This is a genomic window from Methylobacterium sp. V23, from assembly GCF_002917135.1.
Taxonomy (GTDB): Bacteria; Pseudomonadota; Alphaproteobacteria; order Rhizobiales; family Beijerinckiaceae; genus Methylobacterium.
Genome location: NZ_PDHT01000012.1, coordinates 18,976 through 42,650, shown reverse-complemented (window position 1 = coordinate 42,650; position 23,675 = coordinate 18,976). Strand labels below are relative to the sequence as shown.

21 protein-coding genes are annotated in these 23,675 nt (G+C 66.7%); 8 read left to right on the top strand and 13 right to left on the bottom strand.

Going from position 1 to position 23,675, the window contains the following annotated elements; translation table 11 throughout:
- Positions 1-378 precede the first annotated feature (378 nt).
- Both CRT23_RS13135 and CRT23_RS13130 read left to right on the top strand, forming a co-directional pair.
- Positions 379-1,485: a PAS domain-containing protein gene (locus tag CRT23_RS13135; RefSeq protein WP_245436192.1), complete on the top strand. Its 1,107-nt coding sequence runs from the start codon at positions 379-381 to the stop codon at positions 1,483-1,485.
- Positions 1,486-1,768: 283 nt separating this feature from the next.
- On the top strand, positions 1,769-3,100 hold the full coding sequence (locus CRT23_RS13130) for a globin-coupled sensor protein (RefSeq protein WP_103710073.1): 1,332 nt from the start codon (positions 1,769-1,771) through the stop codon (positions 3,098-3,100).
- Positions 3,101-3,582: 482 nt separating this feature from the next.
- Here the strand turns inward: CRT23_RS13130 and CRT23_RS29095 are convergent, their stop codons facing one another.
- The 3 genes from CRT23_RS29095 to CRT23_RS13115 form a co-directional block, all read right to left on the bottom strand.
- Positions 3,583-3,972, bottom strand: a complete 390-nt coding sequence (locus tag CRT23_RS29095) for a methyl-accepting chemotaxis protein (protein ID WP_280951981.1) — start codon at positions 3,970-3,972, stop codon at positions 3,583-3,585.
- Between the two features lie 54 nt (positions 3,973-4,026).
- Positions 4,027-5,970 carry a GAF domain-containing protein gene (locus CRT23_RS13120; RefSeq protein WP_103710164.1) on the bottom strand — a complete coding sequence of 648 codons (1,944 nt, stop codon included), beginning with the start codon at positions 5,968-5,970 and terminating at the stop codon, positions 4,027-4,029.
- 605 nt (positions 5,971-6,575) lie between these two features.
- Positions 6,576-8,987 (bottom strand): EAL domain-containing protein, encoded by a 2,412-nt coding sequence (locus CRT23_RS13115; protein WP_103710072.1) that lies wholly within the window; start codon positions 8,985-8,987, stop codon positions 6,576-6,578.
- Between the two features lie 113 nt (positions 8,988-9,100).
- On the opposite strand from CRT23_RS13115, the gene CRT23_RS13110 reads away from it, so the two are divergent.
- Positions 9,101-9,520, top strand: coding sequence for a helix-turn-helix domain-containing protein (locus CRT23_RS13110; protein WP_245436190.1), 420 nt, complete (start codon positions 9,101-9,103; stop codon positions 9,518-9,520).
- Positions 9,521-9,634: 114 nt separating this feature from the next.
- Here CRT23_RS13110 and CRT23_RS13105 read toward each other — a convergent pair whose 3' ends face one another.
- The 6 genes from CRT23_RS13105 to CRT23_RS13080 form a co-directional block, all read right to left on the bottom strand.
- Entirely contained in the window at positions 9,635-10,495 is an 861-nt protein-coding gene (locus CRT23_RS13105) for a universal stress protein (protein ID WP_103710071.1), read from the bottom strand.
- A 19-nt stretch (positions 10,496-10,514) separates the two neighbouring features.
- On the bottom strand, positions 10,515-10,862 hold the full coding sequence (locus CRT23_RS13100; protein ID WP_103710070.1) for a cytochrome c: 348 nt from the start codon (positions 10,860-10,862) through the stop codon (positions 10,515-10,517).
- A complete protein-coding gene (locus CRT23_RS13095; RefSeq protein ID WP_103710069.1) occupies positions 10,862-11,677 on the bottom strand; it encodes a universal stress protein in 816 nt (271 codons plus the stop codon). The genes CRT23_RS13100 and CRT23_RS13095 overlap by 1 nt, the downstream gene beginning before the upstream one ends.
- Positions 11,678-11,762: 85 nt before the next feature.
- Positions 11,763-12,053, bottom strand: a complete 291-nt coding sequence (locus CRT23_RS13090; protein WP_146056382.1) for a hypothetical protein — start codon at positions 12,051-12,053, stop codon at positions 11,763-11,765.
- Positions 12,054-12,108: 55 nt separating this feature from the next.
- Positions 12,109-12,756 (bottom strand): BON domain-containing protein, encoded by a 648-nt coding sequence (locus CRT23_RS13085; RefSeq protein ID WP_103710067.1) that lies wholly within the window; start codon positions 12,754-12,756, stop codon positions 12,109-12,111.
- Between the two features lie 32 nt (positions 12,757-12,788).
- Positions 12,789-12,989: a hypothetical protein gene (locus CRT23_RS13080; RefSeq protein ID WP_103710066.1), complete on the bottom strand. Its 201-nt coding sequence runs from the start codon at positions 12,987-12,989 to the stop codon at positions 12,789-12,791.
- 131 nt (positions 12,990-13,120) lie between these two features.
- Here CRT23_RS13080 and CRT23_RS13075 point away from each other — a divergent pair, with 131 nt between their 5' ends.
- From CRT23_RS13075 to CRT23_RS13065, 3 genes are all read left to right on the top strand, one after another.
- The gene (locus tag CRT23_RS13075; RefSeq protein WP_103710065.1) at positions 13,121-15,676 is read left to right on the top strand and encodes a phosphoketolase family protein; all 2,556 of its coding nucleotides are present in this window, start codon (positions 13,121-13,123) and stop codon (positions 15,674-15,676) included.
- A complete protein-coding gene (locus CRT23_RS13070) occupies positions 15,673-16,785 on the top strand; it encodes an acetate/propionate family kinase (RefSeq protein ID WP_103710064.1) in 1,113 nt (370 codons plus the stop codon). The genes CRT23_RS13075 and CRT23_RS13070 overlap by 4 nt, the downstream gene beginning before the upstream one ends.
- An 80-nt stretch (positions 16,786-16,865) precedes the next feature.
- Positions 16,866-17,099: a polyhydroxyalkanoate synthesis regulator DNA-binding domain-containing protein gene (locus tag CRT23_RS13065; RefSeq protein WP_245436189.1), complete on the top strand. Its 234-nt coding sequence runs from the start codon at positions 16,866-16,868 to the stop codon at positions 17,097-17,099.
- A gap of 305 nt (positions 17,100-17,404) precedes the next feature.
- On the opposite strand, the gene CRT23_RS13060 is transcribed toward CRT23_RS13065, so the two are convergent.
- Positions 17,405-17,803: a hypothetical protein gene (locus CRT23_RS13060; RefSeq protein WP_103710063.1), complete on the bottom strand. Its 399-nt coding sequence runs from the start codon at positions 17,801-17,803 to the stop codon at positions 17,405-17,407.
- Positions 17,804-17,892: 89 nt separating this feature from the next.
- Complete coding sequence (locus tag CRT23_RS13055) at positions 17,893-18,543, bottom strand: BON domain-containing protein (protein WP_103710062.1); 651 nt, start codon at positions 18,541-18,543, stop codon at positions 17,893-17,895.
- 305 nt (positions 18,544-18,848) lie between these two features.
- Between CRT23_RS13055 and CRT23_RS13050 the strand changes: the two genes are divergently transcribed.
- Both CRT23_RS13050 and CRT23_RS13045 read left to right on the top strand, forming a co-directional pair.
- A complete protein-coding gene (locus CRT23_RS13050; protein WP_245436205.1) occupies positions 18,849-21,515 on the top strand; it encodes a cation-transporting P-type ATPase in 2,667 nt (888 codons plus the stop codon).
- Between the two features lie 116 nt (positions 21,516-21,631).
- Positions 21,632-22,492 (top strand): universal stress protein, encoded by an 861-nt coding sequence (locus tag CRT23_RS13045; RefSeq protein ID WP_103710060.1) that lies wholly within the window; start codon positions 21,632-21,634, stop codon positions 22,490-22,492.
- A gap of 89 nt (positions 22,493-22,581) precedes the next feature.
- Here CRT23_RS13045 and CRT23_RS13040 read toward each other — a convergent pair whose 3' ends face one another.
- Together CRT23_RS13040 and CRT23_RS13035 are read right to left on the bottom strand one after the other, a co-directional pair.
- Positions 22,582-23,274, bottom strand: coding sequence for a helix-turn-helix domain-containing protein (locus CRT23_RS13040; RefSeq protein WP_103710059.1), 693 nt, complete (start codon positions 23,272-23,274; stop codon positions 22,582-22,584).
- A gap of 122 nt (positions 23,275-23,396) precedes the next feature.
- Complete coding sequence (locus CRT23_RS13035; RefSeq protein ID WP_103710058.1) at positions 23,397-23,621, bottom strand: hypothetical protein; 225 nt, start codon at positions 23,619-23,621, stop codon at positions 23,397-23,399.
- Positions 23,622-23,675 lie beyond the last annotated feature (54 nt).

Here is a 23,675-nt window from a genome sequence, read left to right as displayed (position 1 = left end):
CGCGAAACACGGATGCATCATGCGGATATCATGGCACTTATCGTATCATCGGTGTGGTCTTTCCGATCCGAGACAAAGGTAGGAAAGGTTTTATGTCAGGGCAGCAACATCGATGATGGAGGGCGTAACGATATCCGTTACCAACTTGCGGCGTCGGCATTCGAGCTTCAAGTCCGACAGGTGTACCAATGGCCAGTGGACTGACCATATCCGTTGACCCATTACCGCGGTCAAATGGGTTTGGTTTGTCGCAAGGTACTGATGGGGATCGCAGAAGTGCGCTTGATATGATTCATTTCTTTTAAGGCTTCAAATACGAGTTGCGTGCTATCGAAAATATCACGAAGCGCAAGGGCGCCTGGTGCCGAGGTTCAAGCGATGTCCGGTCTTTCGTTCATGCGTCCGTCCTCGGTGGCGGACAAGGGCTCCGCTCCCCGGGCGTTTTCCTCGCGGCACTTCCTCAAGCTCATCGAGGAAACGGGCAAGGTCGGCTTCTGGTCCGCGGACCTTCGCGCCGAACGCATGGACGTCTCGCCCGGGCTTTATCGCATCCTGGGACTCGACCCGTCCGAGGAAATGACCTTCGGCTTCGGCCTCGACATGATCCATCCCGACGACCATGCAGCCCATGGCGACCAGATCGCCGTCCTCCGCTCGGGCCAGCCGGTCAACCGGGAGTTCCGGATCATCCGTCCAGACCGGACGCAGCGTTGGCTTCTCCACCAAGCCGAAGTCATCCTCGGTCCGGACGGCAAGCCGAGCCTGGGCATGGGCGTGGTGTTCGACGTCACCACGCAGCACGACACCATGAACGCCCTGATGCAGCGGCACGACCGGCTCAACGCCCTCGTCGCCGCGACCGCGACCGTTTTCTGGATCAACAAGGCCAACGGGGAGCCGAGCGAAATGCCTCAGTGGATGGAGCTCACGGGGCAGTCCCATGCGCAGATGCAGGGCCTCGGTTGGTTGGACGCGATCCATCCGGAGGACCAACCCCGCACGAGGGCGGCCTGGATGACGGCCGTCGAGCATGCAGCACCGTACAACACCGATTACCGCGTCCTCTGTGCGGACGGCATCTACCGGTGGTTCAACGCCCGTGGCGCTCCCGTCTTCAACAAGGACGGCTCCGTCCGGGAGTGGGTCGGGGTCTGCCTCAACGTGGCCGGGCGCAACCGCTACGGCTCATCCGAGACTTCCGTCCGGTCGAACGCGATCAGGGACCCCTCCGCCGCCCCACTCCCGGGGGAGGAGCTTCCCACCCCGGGCCAGATCCGCGCGGCGCGCGCCTTCGTCGGCCTTTCGAAGGAAGACCTCTCCCGGCTGGCGAACGTATCCGTCTCGACCATCAACCGGCTTGAGGATCCGAACTCACCCATCCGGACCCGTAGCGAGACCGCCATCGCGGTTCGCCGCGCGCTGGAGAAGGCCGGGGTCGAGTTCACGTTCGAGGACGGGGCGAAGCCGGGTGTCCGCGAGGTCTGAGGTACGGCCGTTCCACGGTCCGACCCATGTGCGCCGCGGACCGGGACGCCTTGCCACGCCGCCCTGCGACGGTACCCCACTCTGCGACACGAAACCTGTCAATTTCAACGCAGTCCGGCGGACAAAAACGCCCGTGACATCATTCATGTCGTTGGTCGCAAGCTAACCTTAGCCAATATTAGCTCCTTGGCAACGATGCTCCGTTAACCTTCGCGTCAGGTTCAGTACGCCGCGATATCGGCAATCGAGCAAGCGCAAAAAGCCGGTGAGAGAGACATCTGACATGGATCAGGGCAATCAGCAGGACCGCCTAACCTTCCTGGAGATCGACGACGAGACGCGCCGAGACATCGTGAGTCTCTGGCCAGTCATCGAGTGCGCGATCCCGGGGATCATGGGTCGCTTCTATGAGAAGATGTTCGCCGTTCCCCATCTGGCCGCGATGCTTGGGACCCAGCAGGAGCGGCTGGTCTCGGTCCAGACCAAGCACTGGACCCGCCTGTTCTCCGGTCGTTTTGATGCCGACTACGAGCAGAGCATTCGACGCATCGGTCTCGTGCATCACAAGATCGGCTTGGAGCCGCGCTGGTACATCGGGGGATACGCCTTTGTCCTGAACGAGATCGTTCGGCATCTGGCCCGTCGTCATCGCATCAGCGGCGCGGCGCTGGGACGGAAGATCGAGGCGCTCAACAAGGTGGTCATGCTGGACATGGACTACGCCATCTCCGTCTATCAGGAGGTGATGATCGAGGACCGCGAGCGTCGTGGCGAGACGCTCGGCACCGCGGTCGCCGTGTTCTCAACGGCCGTCTCGGGCTCGCTTGGTGTTGCAGAAGCAGCGACCGACGCCTTGTCGAGCAATGCCGAGGCACTCGACCGGGCCACGGACCACGCTCTCGCCCTGTCCGGGAACGTTTCGGAGGCCGCCGAGCGGACCTCGGCAAACATGCAGACGAGCGCCGCCGCCACCGAGGAACTCGCCGCCTCCATCCGGGAGATCGGTCAGCAGGCGGCCCGCTCGTCCGACGTGGCGAAGTCCGCGGTGGTGACCGCGAGCGGCACCCAGGCATCGATGGCGAACCTGCTCCAGCAGGCCATGGAGATCGGGCAGGTGGTCGAACTGATCAGCGGTATCGCCAACCAGACAAACCTCCTCGCCCTGAACGCCACCATCGAGGCGGCGCGTGCCGGCGAGGCCGGTCGGGGCTTCGCCGTCGTCGCCACGGAGGTGAAGCAGCTTGCCAGCCAGACGGCCCAGGCGACCTCGCAGATCGGCTCCAAGATCGAGGCCATCCAGTGTGCCACCCGGGACAGCACCGGCGACATAGAGCGTATTGGAAAAGTCATCGAGGAGGTGAACGTCATCGCCGCGGCCATCGCCGCTGCGGTCGAGGAGCAGACGGCCGTGACCGCCGAGCTCGCCCAGACCGTTCACGTCACGGCGGAGCATACCCGTTCGGTCGTCGAGACCCTCGTCGAGCTCGGCCGGTCAACGCGCGCGGCATCGGCCGCCTCGGTCGAGGTCGGATCGGCCCGGACGTCGCTCGGTAACCAGATGGCCAGGCTGCGTGGCGACATCGACGAGTTCCTCGCGACTGCAACGTCTGCCTGAGCGCACATGGGAACGTCGAGGACAAAACCGAGGGACATGCGCGCGTCGGCGTCTTCAACGACCGCTCCGCACGATGGATTACAGGGTAGCGGACGCCCCGGCCCGGCGTGTGCCGGTATGGCATCCGCTCCGGAATCGGGGAACCACAACATGACGGGCGACATGCCGCCAGCTCCCCCGAGGAGCTTCGGTAGCCCTCGGATCCATCCGGTCGGGGGATCCCCGCCGTGGCGGGACCAATCATGGAGGGATGCCGGCGACGACCTCGACGCCGGCATCCGCGTTCGGGCGGCTTGAACGGTGGTGAGAAAGCGGGCCATCACGGCCGAGAGTTGCTCTGCATGCCGCGCAACCTCACCCGACGAGCTTAACACCTGCGTAGCGGCCGCTCCCGTCTCGCCGGATGCGGCCGCGACCGACGTGATACCCGAAGTCACCTCACCGGCCCCCTGTGCCGCCTAGGCCACGTTGCGCACGATTTCCTACGTCGCCGCGCCTTGCTGCTCGACGGCTGTGGAGATGAACCCCGTCGAGGCATCGATCTCGCGGATGCGTCCTGCGATCTGCGCGATGGCATCCACGGCTCGGCCCGTCATGGCCTGCATGGCCGCGATCTGCCGCCCGATCTCCTCCGTTGCCTTCGAGATTTGCGAGGCCAATTCCTGACCTCTGACGCTACGACCGCGAACCCCTTGCATGCCTCGCCGGCCCCCTGCGGCCTCGATGGTCGCATTTAACGCCAGGAGGTCGGTCTGCGAGGCTATGCCCGAGATCATGCCGAACACGTCGCCGATCCGAGCGGCGCCCTGGCTGAGTTCGCGTACCAGCCCCGCCGTCTGGTCGACCTGCCGGGGGCATCGTTGCGATGGAATGGTCGAAGGACGAACGGCCCGGCGTGTTTCATGGTTCGCTACGATGCCTCGGGGTCAACTCTCGACCTGAAACGCCGCCAGGGGCGCCTCAACCGAGAACACGAGGCCTGTCGGGGCATACGAGAGTTCGACCACGCCCCCGATCTGGCCGGCAAGCCCGCGCTCGATCAGCCGACTCCCGAAGCCCTTGCGTGACGGAGCGACGACCGGCGGCCCCCCGCTCTCGCGCCAGGTCAGGCGCAGGCTCGTCGCACCGCCGGCGCCATGTATCCCCCACGAGATCGCGACGCCGCCGACGCCGTTCGAGAGCGCACCGTACTTGATCGCGTTCGTTGCCAATTCGTGGAGCATGAGCGACAGCGACAGGGTGACCTTGCCACCGATCCGGACATCCGGGCCAGACACATCGAAGCGAGTGGCCTCCGTGTGCAGGTTCAGGGCGCCCTTCACCACGTCCAGGATAGGGCTGCTGCCGATCTCGCCGTCGAGGAGCAGATCCTGGGATTTCCCCAGAGCGGCGAGGCGTCCGGCAAGGACCTCGCTCGCGGTCGAGAGGTCATCGGCCGAGCGCATGGTCTGGGTTGCGATGGCCTGGATGATGGCAAGGAGGTTCTTGAACCGGTGACTGACCTCGCGGGTCCGAAGCTGCTGCTGCTCCTCGGCGGCGATACGACCCAACGCCAGGCGCGCCCGCTCCGCGACCGCCTGCGCGAAGGCAACCTCTTCTTCCGTCCAGGCATGCGGAACCACGTCGTGGAGGCAAAGGACGCCGACGAGGCGCCCGTCCGCCATCGCCGGCACGTTGACGAGCGCGCCGATGCCATAGCGCCCCAGCGCTTGTAGGTTCGACGCCGTTCGCGGATCGGTCCGCACGTCGGCGATGGCCACGGTCTTGCCCCGTCGCAAATCCTCGACGTAGCGGCCGTAATCCGCATAGCGGTGCGTGCCGACGACGCTGGGCTGTCCGGGCCGGGCACAATCCTGGTGGAAGGTAATCACGCTCCCGGACGCATCGACGGCACCATAGGCCGCCCTGGTCAGGCGAAGGGCCCAGACCGCCGCCTGCGCTGCCTGCACCGCGACTTCGTCGGGCTGGGCGAGCTCCCTCAGGCGTTCGCCGAGGCTCGTCAGGGCTTCCTGGCGCCGGGCTGCCTCGTAAGCCAGCGTCCGGTCGCGGGAGACGGCCAGGATACGTTCGAGCCGACCGTCCACGCCTTTGATCGGCGAGACCGTCACGTCCCAATATTTCGGAACGCCTCCCAAGGTATCGGCCCAGCCCTCGAACCGCCCGACGCCACCGGCGCGGGCCATGGCGACCGCAGCCTGCGCCTTGGCCTCGTACGGTCCGGTCCAGAAGCGATGCCATTCGGCTCCGGCGACCGTCGCGAAGTCGTCGATCCCCATCAGGCACCGGCCGGGCTCGTTCATGAAGGTGAGACGCCCGTTGAGGTCGAGCACCTTGATGCAATCCGGCGATGCGGCGAGGACGCTTCTGAGAAAGGCCTCGCTCGCCTGGAGCCTCGCCGCGGATTCCTCCTGGCTTCGCAGCGCCCGGCGCGCCTCCATCAGGGCCATCACCTGCTCGCCGAGGGATCGCATGACCCCTTCCTGCGCGACCGTGAGGCCGCCGTTGCGAGGTTCGCGGTCGATGACGCAGAGGGTGCCAAGGCCAAGTCCCGAGGCGGTCCGTAACGGCGCTGCCGCATAGAAGCGCATCGCCGCCTCGCCCGTGACGACGGGGTTCTTCCGCGTGCGTGGATCGAGTGCCATGTCGGGGATGACGAGGAGGGAGGGAGCCGGCAGAGCGTGTACGCAGATCGATTCTTCGAGCGGGGTCTCGCGCCTGTCGAGACCAACCCGCGCCTTGAACCACTGCCGGTCTGACGCGATCAGGGTAATCATGCCGACCGGCGTCCCGCAGAGCTGCGTCGCCAGCCGGACGATGCCGTCGAAGGCTTCCTCCTCGGGTGTATCCAGGATGCGATATTTCTCCAACATCGCAAGACGTTCCGGCTCGGCGGTCCCGAAGGGCGGCAAGCCTTCCTCCCCGTTCGCCGTGGTGGCTTCGACACTGAATGGAACCCGGCTCATCCGAGAGCGGAGATCCGAAGGGCCCACATCCGAGAAACGAAACGGCGAAGGAGGCCAACGCGTCGGAAGGACGACCTGGCTTCGATGTTGGCGTGAGGCCGGCTCAAGGTCCTGTTCCCATCGTAGGTCCCGGCGGGCATAGGTCGGGATCTCCTCGGACCCCCGGCCGGTGGCGTCCAGTCTTCGGGAAGTCGAGACGGTGGCATCGTGCGGCACACCTGAACGGTCGGGCCCGACTTCGAATCGGGTTCTGCGTCCCGTGGCGTCGCCTTCCTTGAAGCGGACGCTCGTCCGCGGAGCATCGTCGCCGCCACGGCGTGAAGTTAATCAGCTCAGTTCGATTTGCAAATAGTAACTTCTACTTATTCGCGCCAAAATCTCTAATACGTGGAACAAAAAATGCCATTTCGTTTGTATTCATGATATCCTGCAACGATTGAAAGGTTTTGGTTCATGGAATGTCTTGCCAGGGACGCACGCCTGTATGCTATGTCCAGGTCTCTAAGTGCCCGTCAGCCCGCGGGCCTCACCAGGGCAAGGGTTGGCATCCGCGTGCGCATCGGCTCGCCTCGGTTCCCGTCCATCGGCTGCGACGGCGCCTCGATCCGCTCGATCAGGGCCATGATCTCGCCGGCGGGCCGCGCGGGGCTGTAGAGGAACCCCTGCGCGATGTCGCAGCGCTTGGCCCTGAGGACATCGAGCTGGGCCTGCGTCTCCACGCCCTCCACCGTCACGTTCATCGACAGCGCCCGCGCCATTCGGGCAATCGCCTCGACTACGGCCACCTTCTCGGGCCGTCCCTGCAGATCGCGGACGAAGGACCGGTCGACCTTCACCTTGTCGAACGGGAACTCGGTCAGGTAGCTCAAGCTGGAATAGCCCGTGCCAAAGTCGTCGAGGGCGATCCGCACGCCCATGGCGCGCACACGCTTCAGGTTGCCCAGCACCTCGGGGCCATGGTCGAGCAGAACGGATTCGGTGATCTCGATCTCCAGGTTCTCCGGTGCCAGGCCGGTTTCGCGGAGGATGGCGGCGACCTCTTCGTGGAATGCAGGCATCCGGACGTGGATGGAGGAGATGTTGACGGCGACCCGCAGGTCGGCCCACATCCGGGCGTCGGCGCACGCTCGGCGCAGGGCCCAACGGCCGATCTCGACGACGAAGCCCGTCGCTTCGGCGATGGGGATGACCTCTCCCGGCGACACCCAGCCGTGTCCGGGCTTGTTCCAGCGCAGCAGCGCTTCGAATCCTGTGACGCGGCCGGTACGCATGTCGACCAGAGGCTGGTAATGCAGCTCCATCTCGTCTGCCGCGAGGGCGACGCGCATGTCGGCATCCAGCTGGCGATGGCGCAGCGCCTTCTCCTCCAGGGACGGGTCGAAGCCCTGCCACCGCCCCTTGCCGGCGGCTTTGGCGGAATAGAGCCCCAGGTCGGCGCGCATGAGCAGGCTCTCCGGGTCGACGGCGTCGTCCGGGACGTAGGCGATGCCGACGCTGGCGCCGATATCGAGGCGCGCGTCGTCGATCTGGAAGGCACGGCGCAACTCGGACACTATGCGTCCGGCCAACGCCTCCGCCACCTTCTGGCCGGCATCGGTGACGATGACCGCGAACTCGTCGCCACCCAGGCGGAAGACGGAAGCGTCGGGTCCCGCAAGGTCGGTCATGCGCCTAGCGACGGCCTTGAGGAGCCGGTCGCCCATCCTGTGCCCGCGCTCGTCGTTGACGGCTTTGAAGCCGTCGAGGTCGATATAGAATAGCGCGCCGCTTCGTGCCGTCGAGACGCCGTCGTCGCAGAGCGCCTGAACCGCCTCCTGAAACGCCGCGCGGTTGGGCAATCCCGTCAGGGTGTCGTGTCCGGCAAGGAAGGCGATGCGCGCCTGGGCTTCCCGGCCCGCGGTGGTGTCCGATCCCACCCCGCGATAACCCAGGAACGTTCCCCCCTCGTCGTGCACGGGCTTTCCGTTGAGCCTCCACCAGCGGACTCCGGTCGGCGTCCGCAGCCGCACCGTCCGGTCACGGAACGGGGCACGCGCCTCGATGGCGGCGACCACGGCATCCACGTTGCTATGTCCCTGCGGGTCGTCCGCGTGCGCCTGGAGGACGCCGGCGAGGGTGCGGTGGCGCAGGCTTGCGGCGTCGATGCCGAGCAATTCGCCGATCCGCACATGGGCATGCCGAAGCCGGCCGGCGTTGTCGGTCTCCCAGAGCCAGTCGCTCGCCCCCTCCGCGAAGTCGTTGAGGAGCAGGCCGATAGTCTCGTTCTGCTCCTGCACCTTGAGACGGTCGAGGATGCGCTGGTAGGAGAGGCGGCAGATCCGCCGCGCGCTGCTGAAGACGAACGTCGCGTAGATGACCAGGAGCACGGCGATGTATCCGCCGACCGGCGCCTCCGTCCCCGCCAGCCCGACGACCGCCCCGGCGACGACGGGAGCGACGAGCAGGATCGCGACGGAGAAGATCGGGCCGACCACGTAGGCGTCCGAGATCAGCCCGGCGCAGACTGCGACCACTACGACCCGGTAGGCATTGTCCACCGTCGGGAGGAGCATCGCCGGCATCGTCGACCAGACGAGACCCAGGCCGAAGGAAAGCGTTTTCGCGAGGAGGAAGCCGCGGCGGACCGCCGTCGGGGTCGCGCAATCGCGGAACCGGCTCCGGTGATGCCGCGTCGCGACGAAGGTCGCCGCGCATAGGGAGGTCACTCCGATCGCGAGTGCGATGAGATACGCGTTGGGGGCGACTCCCCAGAACATCCAGGCGAGCGCCACGACCACGGCGGCCTGCGTGACGGCCGAGAAGTTGGCAAGCTGCAGGGTCTCCCTGAGCAACGCCGTCCTGGTGCGCTGGCGGAAGCGGACGTCATCGCCGTCCGGAAAGTCCGATGCATCACCGTGGAACACCTCGTCGTCGGAGACCGACATCCACCTTCCCTCCCGCATCCGGCATCATGTCGCCGTTGATGGGGATTATCGCAGCCACCAGCTGCCAACGTCTCAAGCCGATCCTTTAAAGAGGCTTCCATGTGACGAATTCTGTGACCGATTTCGTGGCATCCTCGTTCTGGGTGAGATCAGGATGCGCGCTCGCTGACAAGGCGCGGGTCCGCCCGGTGCTGGACAAGATCGCCGGCAAGTGGACGATCCTGATCCTCACGGTGCACTGCCCGCGACCGGCACGGTTCAACGCGATCAAGCGGCGGCTCGATGACATCACGCACAAGGCGCTGGCGGACGCGCTGAAGCGGCTGGAGCGCAACGGTATGGTGACCCGGACAGTGCTGCCGACCGCACCAATCGGCGTCGAGTACGCGAATCCCCCGCTCGGCCATTCACTGCGCCAACCCTTCGAGGCGCTCTGCGGGTGGGCACTCAACAAAGGTGCCGCAATTGAGGCGGCCAACGACGAGCATGACAGCCTGAAAACAACCCATGAGAATGCGTCCGCTTTCGGTTAGCTGGATGTTGAACCGCTATGTCCTATCAGGTCACAAGCGGTCGACACCAAGCGCTGAATTTGGCCGAAGATCACCGCGGCTCTACGCCGACCTCTCGGGAAATGGGCTGTCGGCTTAGTGAGCCATCAGAACCGGGATGCCGGCGTGTTCGATCACGTGGCGGGTGACACCCCCGAGCAGGAATTCGCGCACGCGGCTGTGGGTATAGGCACCGAGCGCGAGCATAGTGGCATCCCTGGCCTCGGCCTCCGCAAGGATGGCCGCACCGACCGAAGTGCCTTCCTTCACCGGCAAGGTGACCGCTTCCGCGACGATCCCGTGCCAGCGCAGGTAGCCGCATAGGTCCGCCGCGTGTGCCTCCTCGAATCTCCCGGTCTTCGCGTGTAGGACGGTGACGCGCTCGGCCTCGCGCAGGAGCGTGATGGATTGGCCAATCAGGCGCGTCGCTTCCAGGCTGCCGTTCCAGGCAATCACCACATGGTACAAGGGGTCGTACGTCACGGGCTCCCCGATCATCAGGGTCGGTCGTCCTATGGAAAACAGGGCCGTGTCGAGCGCTCGCCCGGTGAACGGCCAGGCTGGATCGGGACGGTCGACGATGACGAGGTCGTTGACCCGACCGAGGCTCGTCAGGATCGGTTCGACCTCGCCGGAATACTCGGTCCAGGTCGTGAAGGTGGCGTCGAGGCGCTCGCCGGTCGGCATGAACGCCACGCCCTGCCGCCCGCACCACGCCTGCAGGGCCGCCTTCCCATCGGCGGCAGCCTCGCGCACGCCCTGCTTGATGGCCTCGATGGTCGTCTGCCCGACGGGTACCAGGCTCGCCATGCTGGCCAGGACGTGTTCCGGTCCCGGGGCCATGAAGGCGACGCCGATATGGGCGTGGAGGCGTCGGCTGAGCCGCAGCGCGGCATCCATCCGACGCGTCGGGTCGATGCCGGGCGCGGTCGGGACGAGGAGGCAGCGAAGGAACATCTCGGTTCTCCGTCCCCGCTCAGCGTTCGAGCGACTTGAGATAGGCGATCAGGTTGTCCGCCTGGTCCGGTTCGAGGCGAAATTCCGGCATGGACGGATGCCCGGTGGTGATGCCCTCCGCCAAGGCCTCCGCGAGGTTCTCGACAGGGTAGCGGCTGTGCAATTCACGGAAAGGCGGTGCTTCCCGGAGGGGGCTCGAACCTTGCCGACCCACGGCGTGGCACCGGGCACAGTTCGTCCGGGCGATGGTCTCGCCTTGCTTCGCCTTGAGGTCCCAGGCCGAGGCGGTGTCGAATATGGCCAGCCAGAGGAGTGGCGCCGTGACGATAGCCAGAAGATCACGGTGTCTTCGAGGGAAGCGGCGCATCAGTGGCTCATCAAACAGCAGAGGGAGGTCGTCTGAAGGATGTCGCGGGTGACGCCGCCGAAGATCCACTCGCGAAGCCGGCTATGCCCGTATGCACCCAGCACGACCAGGTCGGCCTCTTCGCGCCGGGCGAACCGAAGGATCTCGTCCGCGGCGCTGATCTCCGGCCTGCGCAGCAGATGCGTGGTGACGGTGACGCAGTGGCTGGAGAGATAGGCGGCGACGTCCTCGGCACCCTCCTGGTCCGCCGCCGGGCCGACCACGGCGATGTGGACCTCGTCCGCCCTTGTCAGGAAGGGCAGCGCGTCATGGACGGCCCGGCGCGCCTCGCGGGTGTCCTTCCAGGCGACCACGATCCTCTTCGCCGCGAGGTGTTCGATTCCAGGCGGCGTGACCAGTATGGGGCGTCCGACCTCCATCAGGAGCGTACCGGCCGAGACACCCATCACCCCCGGGTCGCCGTCTCCCGGCCCCTGTCTTCCAACGACCAAGAGATCGGCGGTGCGCGCCTGCGCGGCGAGGTAGGCCAGGGGTGAGCCCGTTGCGGACTTCCAGGCCTTTGCTTGCACCGCTGCGGCCTCGCGTTCGAAAAGGGCCTTCGCCGCGGCGAGATCCTCTTCGGCCAACCGCTCCTCGGCCGCCCAGGAACGCTCTGCCTCCAGCACGTCCCCGACCGGTATCGGACCCAGGATCGGGCGTCCGGCGACGCCGGTCAGCTTGGACCCGAGGCGCTCGGCAAGGCCGGCGGCGAGTTGGACCCGGTCTGCGGCCGCGGCCCCGAGGTCAACTGAGACCATCACGTTGGAGATCCTCATGAATACCTCCCGACTTCAGGCATGCCCGCCCTGTTCGGACACCTTGCCTGCGATGGCCCCTGAGGCCTTGATCCATCTCAAGGAGCTACGGATTGCCGGTCACGTCCGCGTTGCAGCGCTGTCGTCCCGCTCGCGACATCTGTTCGCGAAGCCGCGACCGGAGAGAGATCGGGCCGGAGCCGAACCCCTCCTCGGCCACCGATCGAACGCCCCGAAGCAAGGCTTTGACGTCCATTGGACCAACCATCTGCGCGTCCTGGGCACGATGGGCGATGGCCGCCTTGCGCTGCTTGCACAGCTTCGCAGGCACCCATCGCGGCAGGGGCCGTCCGGATTTGAGCCGCGCCATTCGGGAGCCCTGATCCTCCGCCGTCATCTGAGACTCTTGAAATTCCAGGGAGCGTCAGTGGACCGAGAGCCTGCCGGCCCCTTCACCAGGCAAGCCTGAGGCGGTCATCGACGGCATGGACGCCCGGAGTCGACCATGCCGCACGCTCGGCGAGCTCGCGCTCCCGCCACAGGTCGACGCATCCGTCGAGGATCACCGTGTCCCCTTCCACGCGCACCGTGATGCTGTCGGGATCCCGTGCCGTCCGCTTCAGAGCCGCAAGCACCTTGGCCTTTACGTCCGCCGACTGGACTGGCGGCTTGACGGCAAGGAGGTTCAGCACCTCCCGAACTCCCGTGAGCTTGGACACCGCGGATTGTGCCGCAGCCCTCTGGTAGTACCAGGGCACGCAGCCATCGAGGGTGACGCAGCCATGCTCGACCTTGACCTTGATTGCCTCGTCCGGAACCTGGACGTTCCAGGCCAAGACCTTCACGACACGGGCGGCGAGTTCCTCGTCCCCAGTCTTCTCGTCGGAGGGGTAGCGGACCTCGATCCCCTCGACGACGGCCCGGACACCGCGGACCCGCTGCGCGATCCTCTCGGCGGCGATCTTCTCGGCATAGGTGGCAACGTGGCCGGACAAGGTCACGATGCGGTCGCGAACGGCCACGCCGATATGAGCTGCGTCCACCTTCGGATCGAAGTCCAATTCCTCCAGCACGTGCTGGCGCAAGGTCCTGTCGTCCATCGTTCGTCTCCCGCTGAGTTGGGCTTGCAGTTTCAGAGCACCAGCCACAGCAGCGTCGGCGTCACCGCCGCGGCCACGACCGCAAGGCCCAGGGCCTGAAGGCTTCCGATGCTCCGGTAACGGTGGCCGTCCGAAACGACCGAGGGCGCCTCCGTGTCGTTCGCCTGTAGCCGGATCGGCGTCCGGACATACCGGATCGTCTCGATGTAGGTGGATCTCACGACCAGGGTCATCGCCCGCTCCCGTCCTCGATTGCGGGGCCATGATGAGCGCCGGACCGGAGGCCGCCTTGAGGTGGATCAACGACTCCGGGTTCAGGAACCGCATACTCGACCGGAGAACCGAGACCCGCCTAGAGGCCGACATGGAACTGACATCCGAGCGGATCCGCCAAACCCACCCTGGGCATGGAGATCGAAGCGACCTGCCATTCGTACCGGGTCCTCTCGGGCCAGATGAGTTGCGGGACATCAATGCCTACTGGCGCGCCGCCAACTACCTGTCGGTCGGGCAGATCTACCTGATGGACAACCCCCTGCTGCGCGAGCCTCTGAAGGCCGAGCACGTCAAGCCGCGGCTCCTTGGCCATTGGGGCACCACGCCCGGCCTGAACTTCATCTACGCGCACCTCAATCGCGTCATCCGGATGCGCGACCTCGACATGATCGGCGTCTGGGGGCCGGGCCATGGCGCGCCAGGGCTGGTGGCCAACGCCTACCTGGAAGGCACCTACAGCGAGATCTACCCGGACGTAGCGCAGGACCTCGACGGGATGACCTGCCTGTTCCGCCAGTTCTCCTTCCCCGGCGGCATCCCGAGCCACGCCTCGCCTGAGTTGCCGGGCTCCATCCATGAGGGCGGCGAGCTCGGCTATTCGCTGGCCCATGCCTTCGGGGCGGCCCTCGACAACCCCGGCCTGATCGTCGCTTGCATCGTCGGCGACGGCGAGGCCGAGACCGGGCCGCTCGCCGCCTCCTGGCACTCGAACAAGTTCCTCGACCCACGCCATGACGGGACGGTCCTGCCGATCCTGCACCTCAACGGCTACAAGATCGCCAACCCGACCATCCTCGCTCGCATGCCGCGAGAGGAACTGCGCAGTCTTCTCGTCGGCTACGGCTACGAGCCGGCCTTCGTCGAGGGCCACGAGCCCGCCGCCATGCATCAGGCCATGGCGACGGCCCTCGATGCGGCCTTCGACGCCATCGCGGAGATCAGGAGGGCCGCCCACCGCGGTAAGGTGGAGCGGCCGCGATGGCCCATGATCGTGCTGCGAAGCCCGAAGGGTTGGACCGGACCCAGGACCGTCGACGGGAAGCCCGTCGAGGGCACCTGGCGCGCGCACCAAGTCCCCGTGGCAGCCACTCGGGACAACGCGGAACATCGCGCCATCCTGGAAGCCTGGATGAGGTCCTATCGTCCCGAGGAACTGTTCGCGCAGGACGGCTCGCTCGCGGCCGGCCTGGCGGCGCTGCCGCCAAAGGGCCGCCGGCGCATCTCGGCGAACCCGCACGCCAATGCCCATGCGACCGCTCCCCTGCGCCTTCCGGACCTGCGCCGCCTCGCCGTCGCGGTGCCCGAGCCTGGCCGATCGCGGGCCGAGTCGACCCGTGCGCTTGGGACCTACCTGCGGGAGGTCCTGACCCTCAACGCGGAAGCCCGCAACTTTCGCATCATGGGTCCCGACGAGACCGCCTCGAACCGCCTCGACGCGGTATTCGACGTGACGAGCCGGGCCTGGCAGGAGCCGATCCTGCCGGGCGACGACCACCTCGGACGCGATGGCCGCGTCATGGAGATCCTGAGCGAGCATCTCTGCGAGGGCTGGCTCGAAGGCTATGTCCTCACCGGCCGTCACGGTTTGTTCGCGACCTACGAGGCCTTCGCGCACGTGGTCGATTCGATGGTGAACCAGCATGCCAAGTGGCTGAAGTCGTCACGCGACCTGCCCTGGCGCCGGCCGGTGCCATCCCTCAACATCCTGCTGTCGTCCCATGTTTGGCGCCAGGACCACAACGGCTTCAGCCACCAGGACCCCGGCTTCATCGACTTCGTGGCCAACAAGCGCGGGGACACGGCCCGCATCTACCTGCCGCCGGACGCGAACAGCCTCCTGTGCGTCATGGACCACTGCCTGCGCACCTACGACCGCATCAACGTGGTGGTGGCCGGAAAGCAGCCGGCCCTGCAATGGCTGAGCCTGGAGGAAGCGGCCAAGCATTGCGCGGCTGGCGCATCCATCTGGGACTGGGCCTCGAACGAGGGCGAGGCCGAACCCGACGTGGTGATGGCCTGCGCCGGGGACGTGCCGACGATGGAGACCCTCGCGGCCGTGGACTGGCTGCGCCGGCATGTCCCCGAGCTGCGGGTCCGGGTCGTCAACGTCGTCGATCTGATGACCCTGGCTTCGCGAGAGATGCATCCGCACGGACTGGACGACCCGACCTTCGACAGCCTTTTCACCCACCATCGGCCAGTGGTGTTCGCCTACCACGGCTATCCCTGGCTCATCCATCGACTGACCTACAAGCGGACGAACCACGCGAACTTCCACGTCCATGGCTTCATCGAGGAAGGTACGACGACCACGCCCTTCGACATGTGCGTCCTGAACAGGCTCGACCGCTTCCATCTCGCGCAGGCCGCCCTGCGGGCCGCACCGCTGCTGGGGGTACGAGGCGAACACGCCCAGGAGGCGCTCCGGGAGGCGTTAGCGACCCATCGCGAACACGTCTGCCGGACCGGCGACGATCTGCCGGCCGTCCGGGACTGGGTCTGGCCCGAGAGTCATGCGCACGCGCACCCCGACCGCCGCATCGAGGCGGATATCATGCAGTGCGGCTCGGCAGGTGCACACGAGATTGACCAGGACGAGTTCGAGACCGGTGTTCGGCTTCCCGAGGCGGACCATCAGCGATGATCCTGGTCCTCAATGCAGGGTCCTCCAGCTTGCGTTGCGCCCTGTTCCAGCCAGGTGCGGACGGGCCGGACTGGCGAGCGCACGTCGCCGACATCGGAAACGAGCCGAGGCTCGCGGTCGATGGCATCGCCCGGGATGACACGCTGCCCCCTGTAGGGGACCATGCAAAGGTCGCCCGATGGCTACTCGGACGGCTGCCCGCCGCACCGACCGCGGCAGGCCACCGCATTGTCCATGGCGGCATACGCTACGCCGTCCCGCTGCGCCTCGACGGCGGGGTCATCTCCGAATTGGAGACGTTGATCCCCCTGGCGCCGGCCCATCAGCCGCAGGCATTGGCGTGCGTCCGAACGGTAGCGGAGACTTGGCCGGATTTGCCTCAGGTCGCATGCTTCGACACCGCCTTCCACCGCACCCAGGACCGGCTCGCCCAGCTCTACCCCCTTCCGCGGCCCCTCATCGACGAGGACTTCGTCCGCTTCGGCTTCCACGGCCTCTCCTACGCCCACATTGCCCGGATCTGCCCGCAAGGCCGAGTGCTCGCCGCGCATCTCGGACACGGGGCGAGCCTTTGCGCCATCCGGGACGGGCGCAGCGTCGCCACCACCATGGGCTTCACGACGCTTGACGGTCTGATGATGGGCACCCGCAGCGGGTCCGTGGATCCGGGCCTTGTCCTGCACCTGATCCGCGAGCGTGGGTTCACTCCGGACGCCGTTGCCGACCTGCTGAATGAGAAGTCCGGGCTCCTCGGCGTATCAGGCGTTAGCGACGACGTGCGCGTTCTTGAAGCCAGCCAGGCGCCGGAGGCACGGGAAGCCCTCGACCTCTTCGCCTACCGGATCGTACGCGAGGCAGGTTCGCTGATCGCAGCGCTCGGCGGCCTCGACACCCTCGTGTTCACCGGTGGCATCGGCGAGCACTCGAATTGGGTTCGCGCAGCCGTCTGCCGTGGACTGGCGTTCGCCGGCATCGCCCTCGACGCGGACGCGAACACCCGTGACGAGGCTGTTATCGGCCACCGGTCCTCCATCGTGGAGGTGCGCATCGTCCCCGCGGACGAGGAGCATGAGATTGCCTTCCTGACCGAGGGGTTGATCCAAGAGTGACTCGACCGCGGGGCGACCAACGGCACGGCTATTGCGCGTCCAACGCCTACAATTTAGTTATTCCAGATAAGATCTAGCGGATGGTGGGAGACGGCAATCGCCGCGCATTCGAGATGATGCCCAACAAGAAGTCCTCGGCCATTCGGCACCTCAAACGGTATGGCGGATGCAGGCTCTACGACCCCGAGACCCAAGTCTACCTGGCACCAGAGGACTTGCAGCGGCTGATCCGACGGGGCGTCAGAGTCAGCGTGCGCGAAGTCGACACGGGTCAGGACGTGACCCACGAGGTCGTTCCGCCTGATCTTCAGTGAGAGCCAAGCGGAACGCAGACCGGACTGGTCGCGCGTTGCCGCTCACGTTGGTTCCGAGGGGTCGCATCCGAGGCTCAGGGCGACAGCCTGCGTCGCCGTGTGCGGTCCCCCTTTCGCATTGAGACCGGCAGTGTCCGTCTCAGTGACCGCCGGCTCGATCCATCGGAACAGAAACCGGTCCACCTCGCTGGCCCAGGCGAGTGGCAGGTCCAGCCACAGGGTACGCCATACGACCAGTCACGCAGCCTCTGCCGGGTCGAGATCGGACCGCGGACCCATCGGGGGGAAAGGCAAGGCCATCGGAGTCATGTCCGACCTCCCGCACTTGCGAGGTCGACACGGGTGACCATGAACGTGCGGTAGACCCCGTCGTCGGCGTCGCGGATCGAGACGTATTCTCCCGGAACGAAGGCGTGCGTACCGAGGTGATAGCCCGGCTCGTCGTCCTCGTTCGTCCAATCCTCGTAGTCGATCAGCCAGGTCGCACCGCCATCCCCGCCGGCTCGGTGGACGAGGCGGCCGTCACGGTCGCGCTCCCCAGCCCAGAAGCGGCGCACGCGGCAACAATCGCGAGTATCGCGCCAGAGACCGGCATCGAGATGGCCATCAGGCCCGAGCGGCGCGATCATCTCATAGCCGCGGCCCACGCTGCCGTCCGGGTACTCTGGGCACCTCGCCAACGTCAGCATCACCCGATGCAGCATGGATGGCAGGGCATGCTCTCCAGAAGGCGTCCCGCCCCGCTCCTTAGAGTTGGCGGGTTCCTGTGTCCCATGGGTCATGTCATGTCTCCTCAGCGCAGGGCGACGATGTGGTCCACGACGGTCCGGACGCCCGGTATGGACCAAGCCGCCCGCTCGGCGGCATCCCGTTCGATGCCGACGGTCACGGCTCCTTCGAGGGTGACCTGGTCGCCGTCCACGCTGACCTTGATCGCGTCCGCCTCGAACAGGGCGTTCCGCCGGAACGCTTCCAGGATCTTCTCCTTGACGGCCGTCGGTCGCACCTCCGGCCTGACCTCGACGAGGTTCGAGACGCCGGCCACTCCGGACAGCTTGCGGACCGCCGCCTCGGCGCCCATCGCCTGGTACTGCCAGGGCACCGCACCGGTGAGTGTGACCCACCCCTGCGCGACCTTCACTTGGATCGCCTGCTTCGGGAGATGGACGGACCAGTCGATGATGGCCAATGCCCGCGCCGCGATCTGGTCGTCCTCGACGGCCTTGGCTTTGGGAAGGCGCACCTGGATCTCCTGGGCGATGGCGCGCACGCCCTTGACCCGCTTCACCGCGCGCTCGGCCTCGACCTTCTCGGCATAGCTACCGACATGCCCCGTCAGGGTAACGACGCCATCCGAGACCGCGACGCCGATGTCGGCCGCATCCAGGCTGGGGTCGAAGTCGAGCTCGTCGAGCACGTCGCGGCGCAGGTCCTTGTCGGTCATGGCGTCTCTCCCGTTTGCTTTCGTGAAGGCCGGACGAGGATGAGGTGCCTCAAGCGGAGGAGCCTTGATCCAGCGCAAGGCCGACGCTCTGTTCCGCGCGAACGAGATGCCAATCCGCTCGGACCTTGAGGCGGATCAACGTCCGGCCGGTCGACAACTGGGAGGCTGGGAAGTGGTAAACCAGGGCAGGCTCTCAGATGGCAAGCGATCAACCCCCCAGGGGCCCAGGGACGGTGTGCGATCCGGCCGTTGCGCCTTACGGTCCCGAACGCCCTTTTCCCGCGCACGGATCTACCCGGCAGGACATTGGAGCCGCGACCTGGGACACGCGCACAACACCCGGTTCGACGCCTGCGGGGAAGGAGGCCGCCCATGCGGTGCCTGGCGAGGACATAGCAGAGGAGTTCGGAACTTGCCCGCGCGCGGGCCTTACGGAAGCGGAAGCCCGGCGACGGCTCGCACGCTTCGGCCCGAACGTGATCGCCACGAAGGAGAGGGCCGGCAAGCTTGCCCTGTTCGTCCACCAGCTCGCGAGCCCTGTCGTCTACCTGCTCGCGGCAGCGGGTGCCCTCTCGCTCTACTTCGGCGACTGGCAGGAGGCGGCCGCCATTATCGCGGTCTTGGCCATCAACACCGGCCTTGGCTTCTTCACCGAACTGAGAGCGCTGCGGTCCATCGAAGGATTGCGGGCGCTCGGGACGCGCTCGGCCCGCGTCCGCCGCGACGGACGCACGCAGGTGCTCCCCGCCGAGGATCTGGTCCCGGGCGACATCGTGTTAATCGAAGGCGGCGATGCCGTCCCGGCCGACATCCGGCTCGTCGAGGCATCCAACCTGCGCGCGGACGAGTCCACCCTCACGGGTGAATCGGTGCCGGCCGACAAATCGCCGAAGCCGGTCGCTCCGGATGCGCGTCTGGCAGAGCGAGCGTCCATGCTGTTCAGGGGAACCCTCGTCGTGAACGGCAGCGGCACCGGTGTCGCCGTGGCGACCGGGGCCGGAACCGAGCTCGGTGCCGTCGCGCGCCTCGTCGAGCAAGCCGAGCCTGACAGGTCGCCCTTGGAGCGACGCCTGGCACGTCTGTCCGGCCAGATGGTCTGGGTGATCCTGGCGCTTGCGCTCGTCCTCGCCGGCATCGGCGTGGCGACCGGCAAGGACCTCCGTCTCATGACCGAAGCCGCGATCGCCTTGGCGGTCGCCGCCATTCCGGAGGGGCTGCCCATCGTGGCGACCTTGGCCCTCGCGCGCGGCATGTGGCGGATGGCCCGGAAGAACGCCTTGATCGAGCGTCTCTCGGCCGTCGAGACGCTCGGCGCCACCACGGTTATCCTCACCGACAAGACAGGCACCCTGACCGAGAACCGGATGACGGTACGGTGGCTGTTGCTGCCTTCCGGTGATGTCGACCTGACCGATCCAGGCTCCGCCGCTGCCGGGACCGGACGTTTGCTTCAGGTCGCGGTCCTCTGCAATGACGCCACGCTCGGAGTAGATCCTGGCAGGGACAGCGGCGACCCGATGGAACAGGCGCTGCTGCGGGCGGGCCTTTCCGTCGGATTGGACCGTATCGCGCTCGCGCGGGAGCGACCGCTGGTCAGGAAGCATGCCTTCGATGCGGTCCGGCGCATGATGGCCACCGTCCATGCATCTGGACCAGGCCATCTGACCGTCGTCAAAGGGGCTCCGGAAGCGGTGCTTGCCGCCTCGCGGCACATCGATGGTGGGACTGGCGCCGTCCCGCTCGACGACGATGCCCGGTGCATGTGGCGACGCCGCATCGAGGAACTGGCCAGCCGAGGCTTGCGCGTCATCGCCTGTGCTGAGAAGACGACCGACGATGCTGGAGCAGATCCCTTCGAGGGGCTCACCTTTCTCGGGCTGGTCGGGCTGGAGGATCCGGCTCGAAAGGACGTCCCGGACGCGTTGGCGGCCTGCCGGAAGGCCGGCATCCGGGTGATCATGGTGACCGGCGACCACGCCGTCACGGCCTTGAGCATCGCTCACGCGGTCGGGCTCGCCCGCCCCGGTGAGCGTGTCGTGGAGGGCGGTGTCGGCGGCGTGGTCCCGGACTGCCTGGAGGAGGTCGCGGTCTTCGCGCGGGTGAGCCCCGGCGAGAAGCTGGCGCTGGTCCGAGCCTACCAGGACAGGGGAGAGATCGTCGCCATGACCGGCGACGGCGTCAACGATGCCCCCGCCCTCAAGCAGGCGGATATCGGCGTCGCGATGGGTCTACGGGGAACGGACGTGGCGCGGGAGGCCGCCGCCATGGTTCTCCTCGATGACGCGTTTCCGACCATTGTCGGGGCGGTCCACGAGGGACGGGTCATCTTCGACAACATCCGTCGGTTCGCCGCCTATCTCCTCGCCTGCAACCTGAGCGAAGTCTTGGTCGTCGGGTTGGCCATCCTCTCCGCCCTACCCCTCCCCATCCTGCCGTTGCAGATCCTCTACCTCAACGTCGTGACCGACGTGTTCCCCGCCTTCGCGCTGGCGATGTGCGAGGGACGGCATGACATTCTCGCACGTCCTCCGCGTGCGCCGGGTGAGCCCATCCTCGGACGTCCGCAATGGGTGCGGATTACCCTCCACGCCGCCGTTCTGGCGGTCGCGACCTTCGGGGGGCTGGTGGTCGCCGAGTTGTGGTTCGCCCTCGACCGGGCTTCCGTCGTGACCGTGACCTTCCTGACGCTCGCCTTCGCGCAGCTCTGGCAGGTGTTCAACATGCGGGCATCGGGATCGGGACCGCTTCGTAACGAGGTCACCCGCAACCCCTGGATCTGGGCCGCTCTGCTACTGTGCACGGTGCTGCTCGTCGGCCCGGCCTACATGCCTGCGGTCGGGAACGTGCTCGGCCTCGTGACGCCCGACTCGACCATGTGGGCGATCATCCTCAGCGCGAGCTTCGCGCCCCTCCTACTCGTCCAACTCGGTGCAATGGTCATGGCCGCTCGCGGGCCAGCCGGTAGGGCATGATGCCTGCCGTACCGGCGATGCGCCCATGCGTCCCAACTCGCCCGGCGTTGCGATGGATCAACGCGCGACCTCACCTCGATGCGAAACTTGGTCCGTCAACGCGTACGGAGGTTCGCATGTCCCTTTCGTCCTCATCCCCGCACACCGGGATCCGCGACGTCCTCGTGTGCCTCACCGAGGAGGGCTGCGGAGACGAGGCCGGAACCGCGCTGGCCTATGGGCTCTTGCTCGCCGCCGCGACGGGCGCACATCTCACCGTGCAATCCGCGGCAAAGCGAGTGACCGTGGTTGCGGGGGGCGCGTGGGGGTTCGTGAGAGACCTTGTCGCGACCGAAAACAGGCGGCTACGCTCCCTCGCGCAGTTAGTCGCCGAAAGCGCCGCCGCGGACGCCGCCAGTGCGGGCGTGACCTGCACGACCGAGGCGCCATACCTCGCCTATTCGGACTTGGTCGCACGGCTCACAGCCCGCGCGCGGCTCGCGGACCTGACCATCCTCGATGCCGAGACGAGGGAGGTCGATCTCGACCGTGACCTGATCGACGGCATCCTCTTCCGGAGTGGGCGACCCCTCCTCGTGGTTCCGCCGGGCTGCGAGGCGTACTCCGCGCGGCGGGTCCTCGTTGCCTGGGACGGCAGCGCCCAGGCGGCCCGGGCAGCGAACGATGCCCTGCCGTTCCTGCGAGCGGCGGAGCTGGTGGAAATCGTGTCCGTCATCGGGGAGAAGGACCTGTCGACATCCGCGGCCGGCGCCGAGTTCGCTCCCCATCTCGCACGGCATGGCGTGAGGGTCTCGGCGGTCGCCATGTCGGTCATCGGCGATGTTGCGGAGACGCTCAGGTCCCGGGCCGTCGAGATCGGCGCCGACATGCTCGTGATGGGCGCCTACCGGCACTCGCGCGTCCAGGAGTGGTTCCTCGGCGGCGTGACGGAGTCCCTCCTCAATCGCAGCCCCCTACCCCTGTTCATGTCTCACTGAGCGACGGGCATCCGGCGGACGCGCAGGGTTCGCCATCGGATGACGGGAGGCGAGGCATCAGCCACGCTCACGCCCCTGGAAGAACTGGCTCAGTCCTCGACGACGCGGCGCATCCGGCTGCGGCGGAGGGTGACCTGCCTGCCACCGGTGCGAAGGAGCGCTCCTTCGCCTTCCAACTGGGTCAGGGTGCGAGACACGGTCTCGATGGTCAGCCCGAGGTAGTCGGCGATATCGCGCCGCGTCATGGGAAGCTCGAATGCACCTGTACCGCCGAGACGCTCGTCGACGTCCATGAGGAAGGCGGCGACTCGCTCCGTGGCCGAGCGGCGTCCGAGCAGCAGCATGTGGTCCTGGGCGTGGCGAAGGTTGTTTGTCGCCATGCCCCAGAGCTGACAGGCCACCTCTGCTCGGTGGGCCGCTGCGTGCTCGATGTGCCGGCGACGAAAGATCAGCACCTTGGTGTCGGTGAGGGCCTCCGCGCTATGTCGGTGCTCTTCGCCTTGCTCAAAGCCAAACAGGTCTCCGGGAAGGTGGAAGCCGGTGATCTGGCGTCGTCCGTCGCTTAAGACCTTGTAGGTGCGCACCGCTCCACCGACCACACGGTAGACGAACTCCGCGTCCTCACCCTCGCCGTAGATCTCTTCCTCACGGCCGTACGTGAAAGGAGTGCCGAGGAGTTCGGGGCAACCCGCGAAGAGGCCGACGTCGTGAAGGCTATCGGCCGAAGCAGGGAGGCCCGGGACGGGATGCCGGTCGATGCGGTGTGTAGTCTCGGGGGCCATCGGTTCGCTCCTCTACCCTGGTGGGTGAGGACGAGATTGACGGGGCTAGCATCCCGACGAAATTCCGGGCGGTCTCTTAAGAGAGTCTGCGTAAGGGCGATTACGTATGCCCAAGGATGGGTTCAGCCGCCGCCGAGCATCCCGTACATCCATCCGCCCGCATGGTCAGGGACCATGACCAGGGAGAAGCGCGCCGCGAGCAAGGACCCGACCGCGATTGCGAGCGCGTAGGCCAACAGGGCCAATGCGAACGTGAGGGCATCGGCATGATGGCGCAGCCCGTGGACCGACGCGCAGCCGGAGGTGAAGGTTGCAGCGATGAGAAGCGCGAAGGGGTCGAATGGCATCACATGGCTCCGCGACCGATTCCATCGGGCGGAGCATGCCGCGCAGCGGCGGCG

What these genes read in the sequence shown, in the direction of transcription:
- CRT23_RS13135 (WP_245436192.1), top strand. Translation starts at nt 379, where the DNA reads ATGTCCGGTCTTTCGTTCATGCGTCCGTCCTCGGTGGCGGACAAGGGC.
- CRT23_RS13130 (WP_103710073.1), top strand. Translation starts at nt 1,769, where the DNA reads ATGGATCAGGGCAATCAGCAGGACCGCCTAACCTTCCTGGAGATCGAC.
- CRT23_RS13120 (WP_103710164.1), bottom strand. Translation starts at nt 5,970, where the DNA reads ATGTTGGAGAAATATCGCATCCTGGATACACCCGAGGAGGAAGCCTTC.
- CRT23_RS13115 (WP_103710072.1), bottom strand. Translation starts at nt 8,987, where the DNA reads ATGTCGGTCTCCGACGACGAGGTGTTCCACGGTGATGCATCGGACTTT.
- CRT23_RS13105 (WP_103710071.1), bottom strand. Translation starts at nt 10,495, where the DNA reads ATGTTCCTTCGCTGCCTCCTCGTCCCGACCGCGCCCGGCATCGACCCG.
- CRT23_RS13100 (WP_103710070.1), bottom strand. Translation starts at nt 10,862, where the DNA reads ATGCGCCGCTTCCCTCGAAGACACCGTGATCTTCTGGCTATCGTCACG.
- CRT23_RS13095 (WP_103710069.1), bottom strand. Translation starts at nt 11,677, where the DNA reads ATGAGGATCTCCAACGTGATGGTCTCAGTTGACCTCGGGGCCGCGGCC.
- CRT23_RS13090 (WP_146056382.1), bottom strand. Translation starts at nt 12,053, where the DNA reads ATGACGGCGGAGGATCAGGGCTCCCGAATGGCGCGGCTCAAATCCGGA.
- CRT23_RS13085 (WP_103710067.1), bottom strand. Translation starts at nt 12,756, where the DNA reads ATGGACGACAGGACCTTGCGCCAGCACGTGCTGGAGGAATTGGACTTC.
- CRT23_RS13080 (WP_103710066.1), bottom strand. Translation starts at nt 12,989, where the DNA reads ATGACCCTGGTCGTGAGATCCACCTACATCGAGACGATCCGGTATGTC.
- CRT23_RS13075 (WP_103710065.1), top strand. Translation starts at nt 13,121, where the DNA reads ATGGAACTGACATCCGAGCGGATCCGCCAAACCCACCCTGGGCATGGA.
- CRT23_RS13070 (WP_103710064.1), top strand. Translation starts at nt 15,673, where the DNA reads ATGATCCTGGTCCTCAATGCAGGGTCCTCCAGCTTGCGTTGCGCCCTG.
- CRT23_RS13065 (WP_245436189.1), top strand. Translation starts at nt 16,866, where the DNA reads ATGGTGGGAGACGGCAATCGCCGCGCATTCGAGATGATGCCCAACAAG.
- CRT23_RS13060 (WP_103710063.1), bottom strand. Translation starts at nt 17,803, where the DNA reads ATGCTGCATCGGGTGATGCTGACGTTGGCGAGGTGCCCAGAGTACCCG.
- CRT23_RS13055 (WP_103710062.1), bottom strand. Translation starts at nt 18,543, where the DNA reads ATGACCGACAAGGACCTGCGCCGCGACGTGCTCGACGAGCTCGACTTC.
- CRT23_RS13045 (WP_103710060.1), top strand. Translation starts at nt 21,632, where the DNA reads ATGTCCCTTTCGTCCTCATCCCCGCACACCGGGATCCGCGACGTCCTC.
- CRT23_RS13040 (WP_103710059.1), bottom strand. Translation starts at nt 23,274, where the DNA reads ATGGCCCCCGAGACTACACACCGCATCGACCGGCATCCCGTCCCGGGC.
- CRT23_RS13035 (WP_103710058.1), bottom strand. Translation starts at nt 23,621, where the DNA reads ATGCCATTCGACCCCTTCGCGCTTCTCATCGCTGCAACCTTCACCTCC.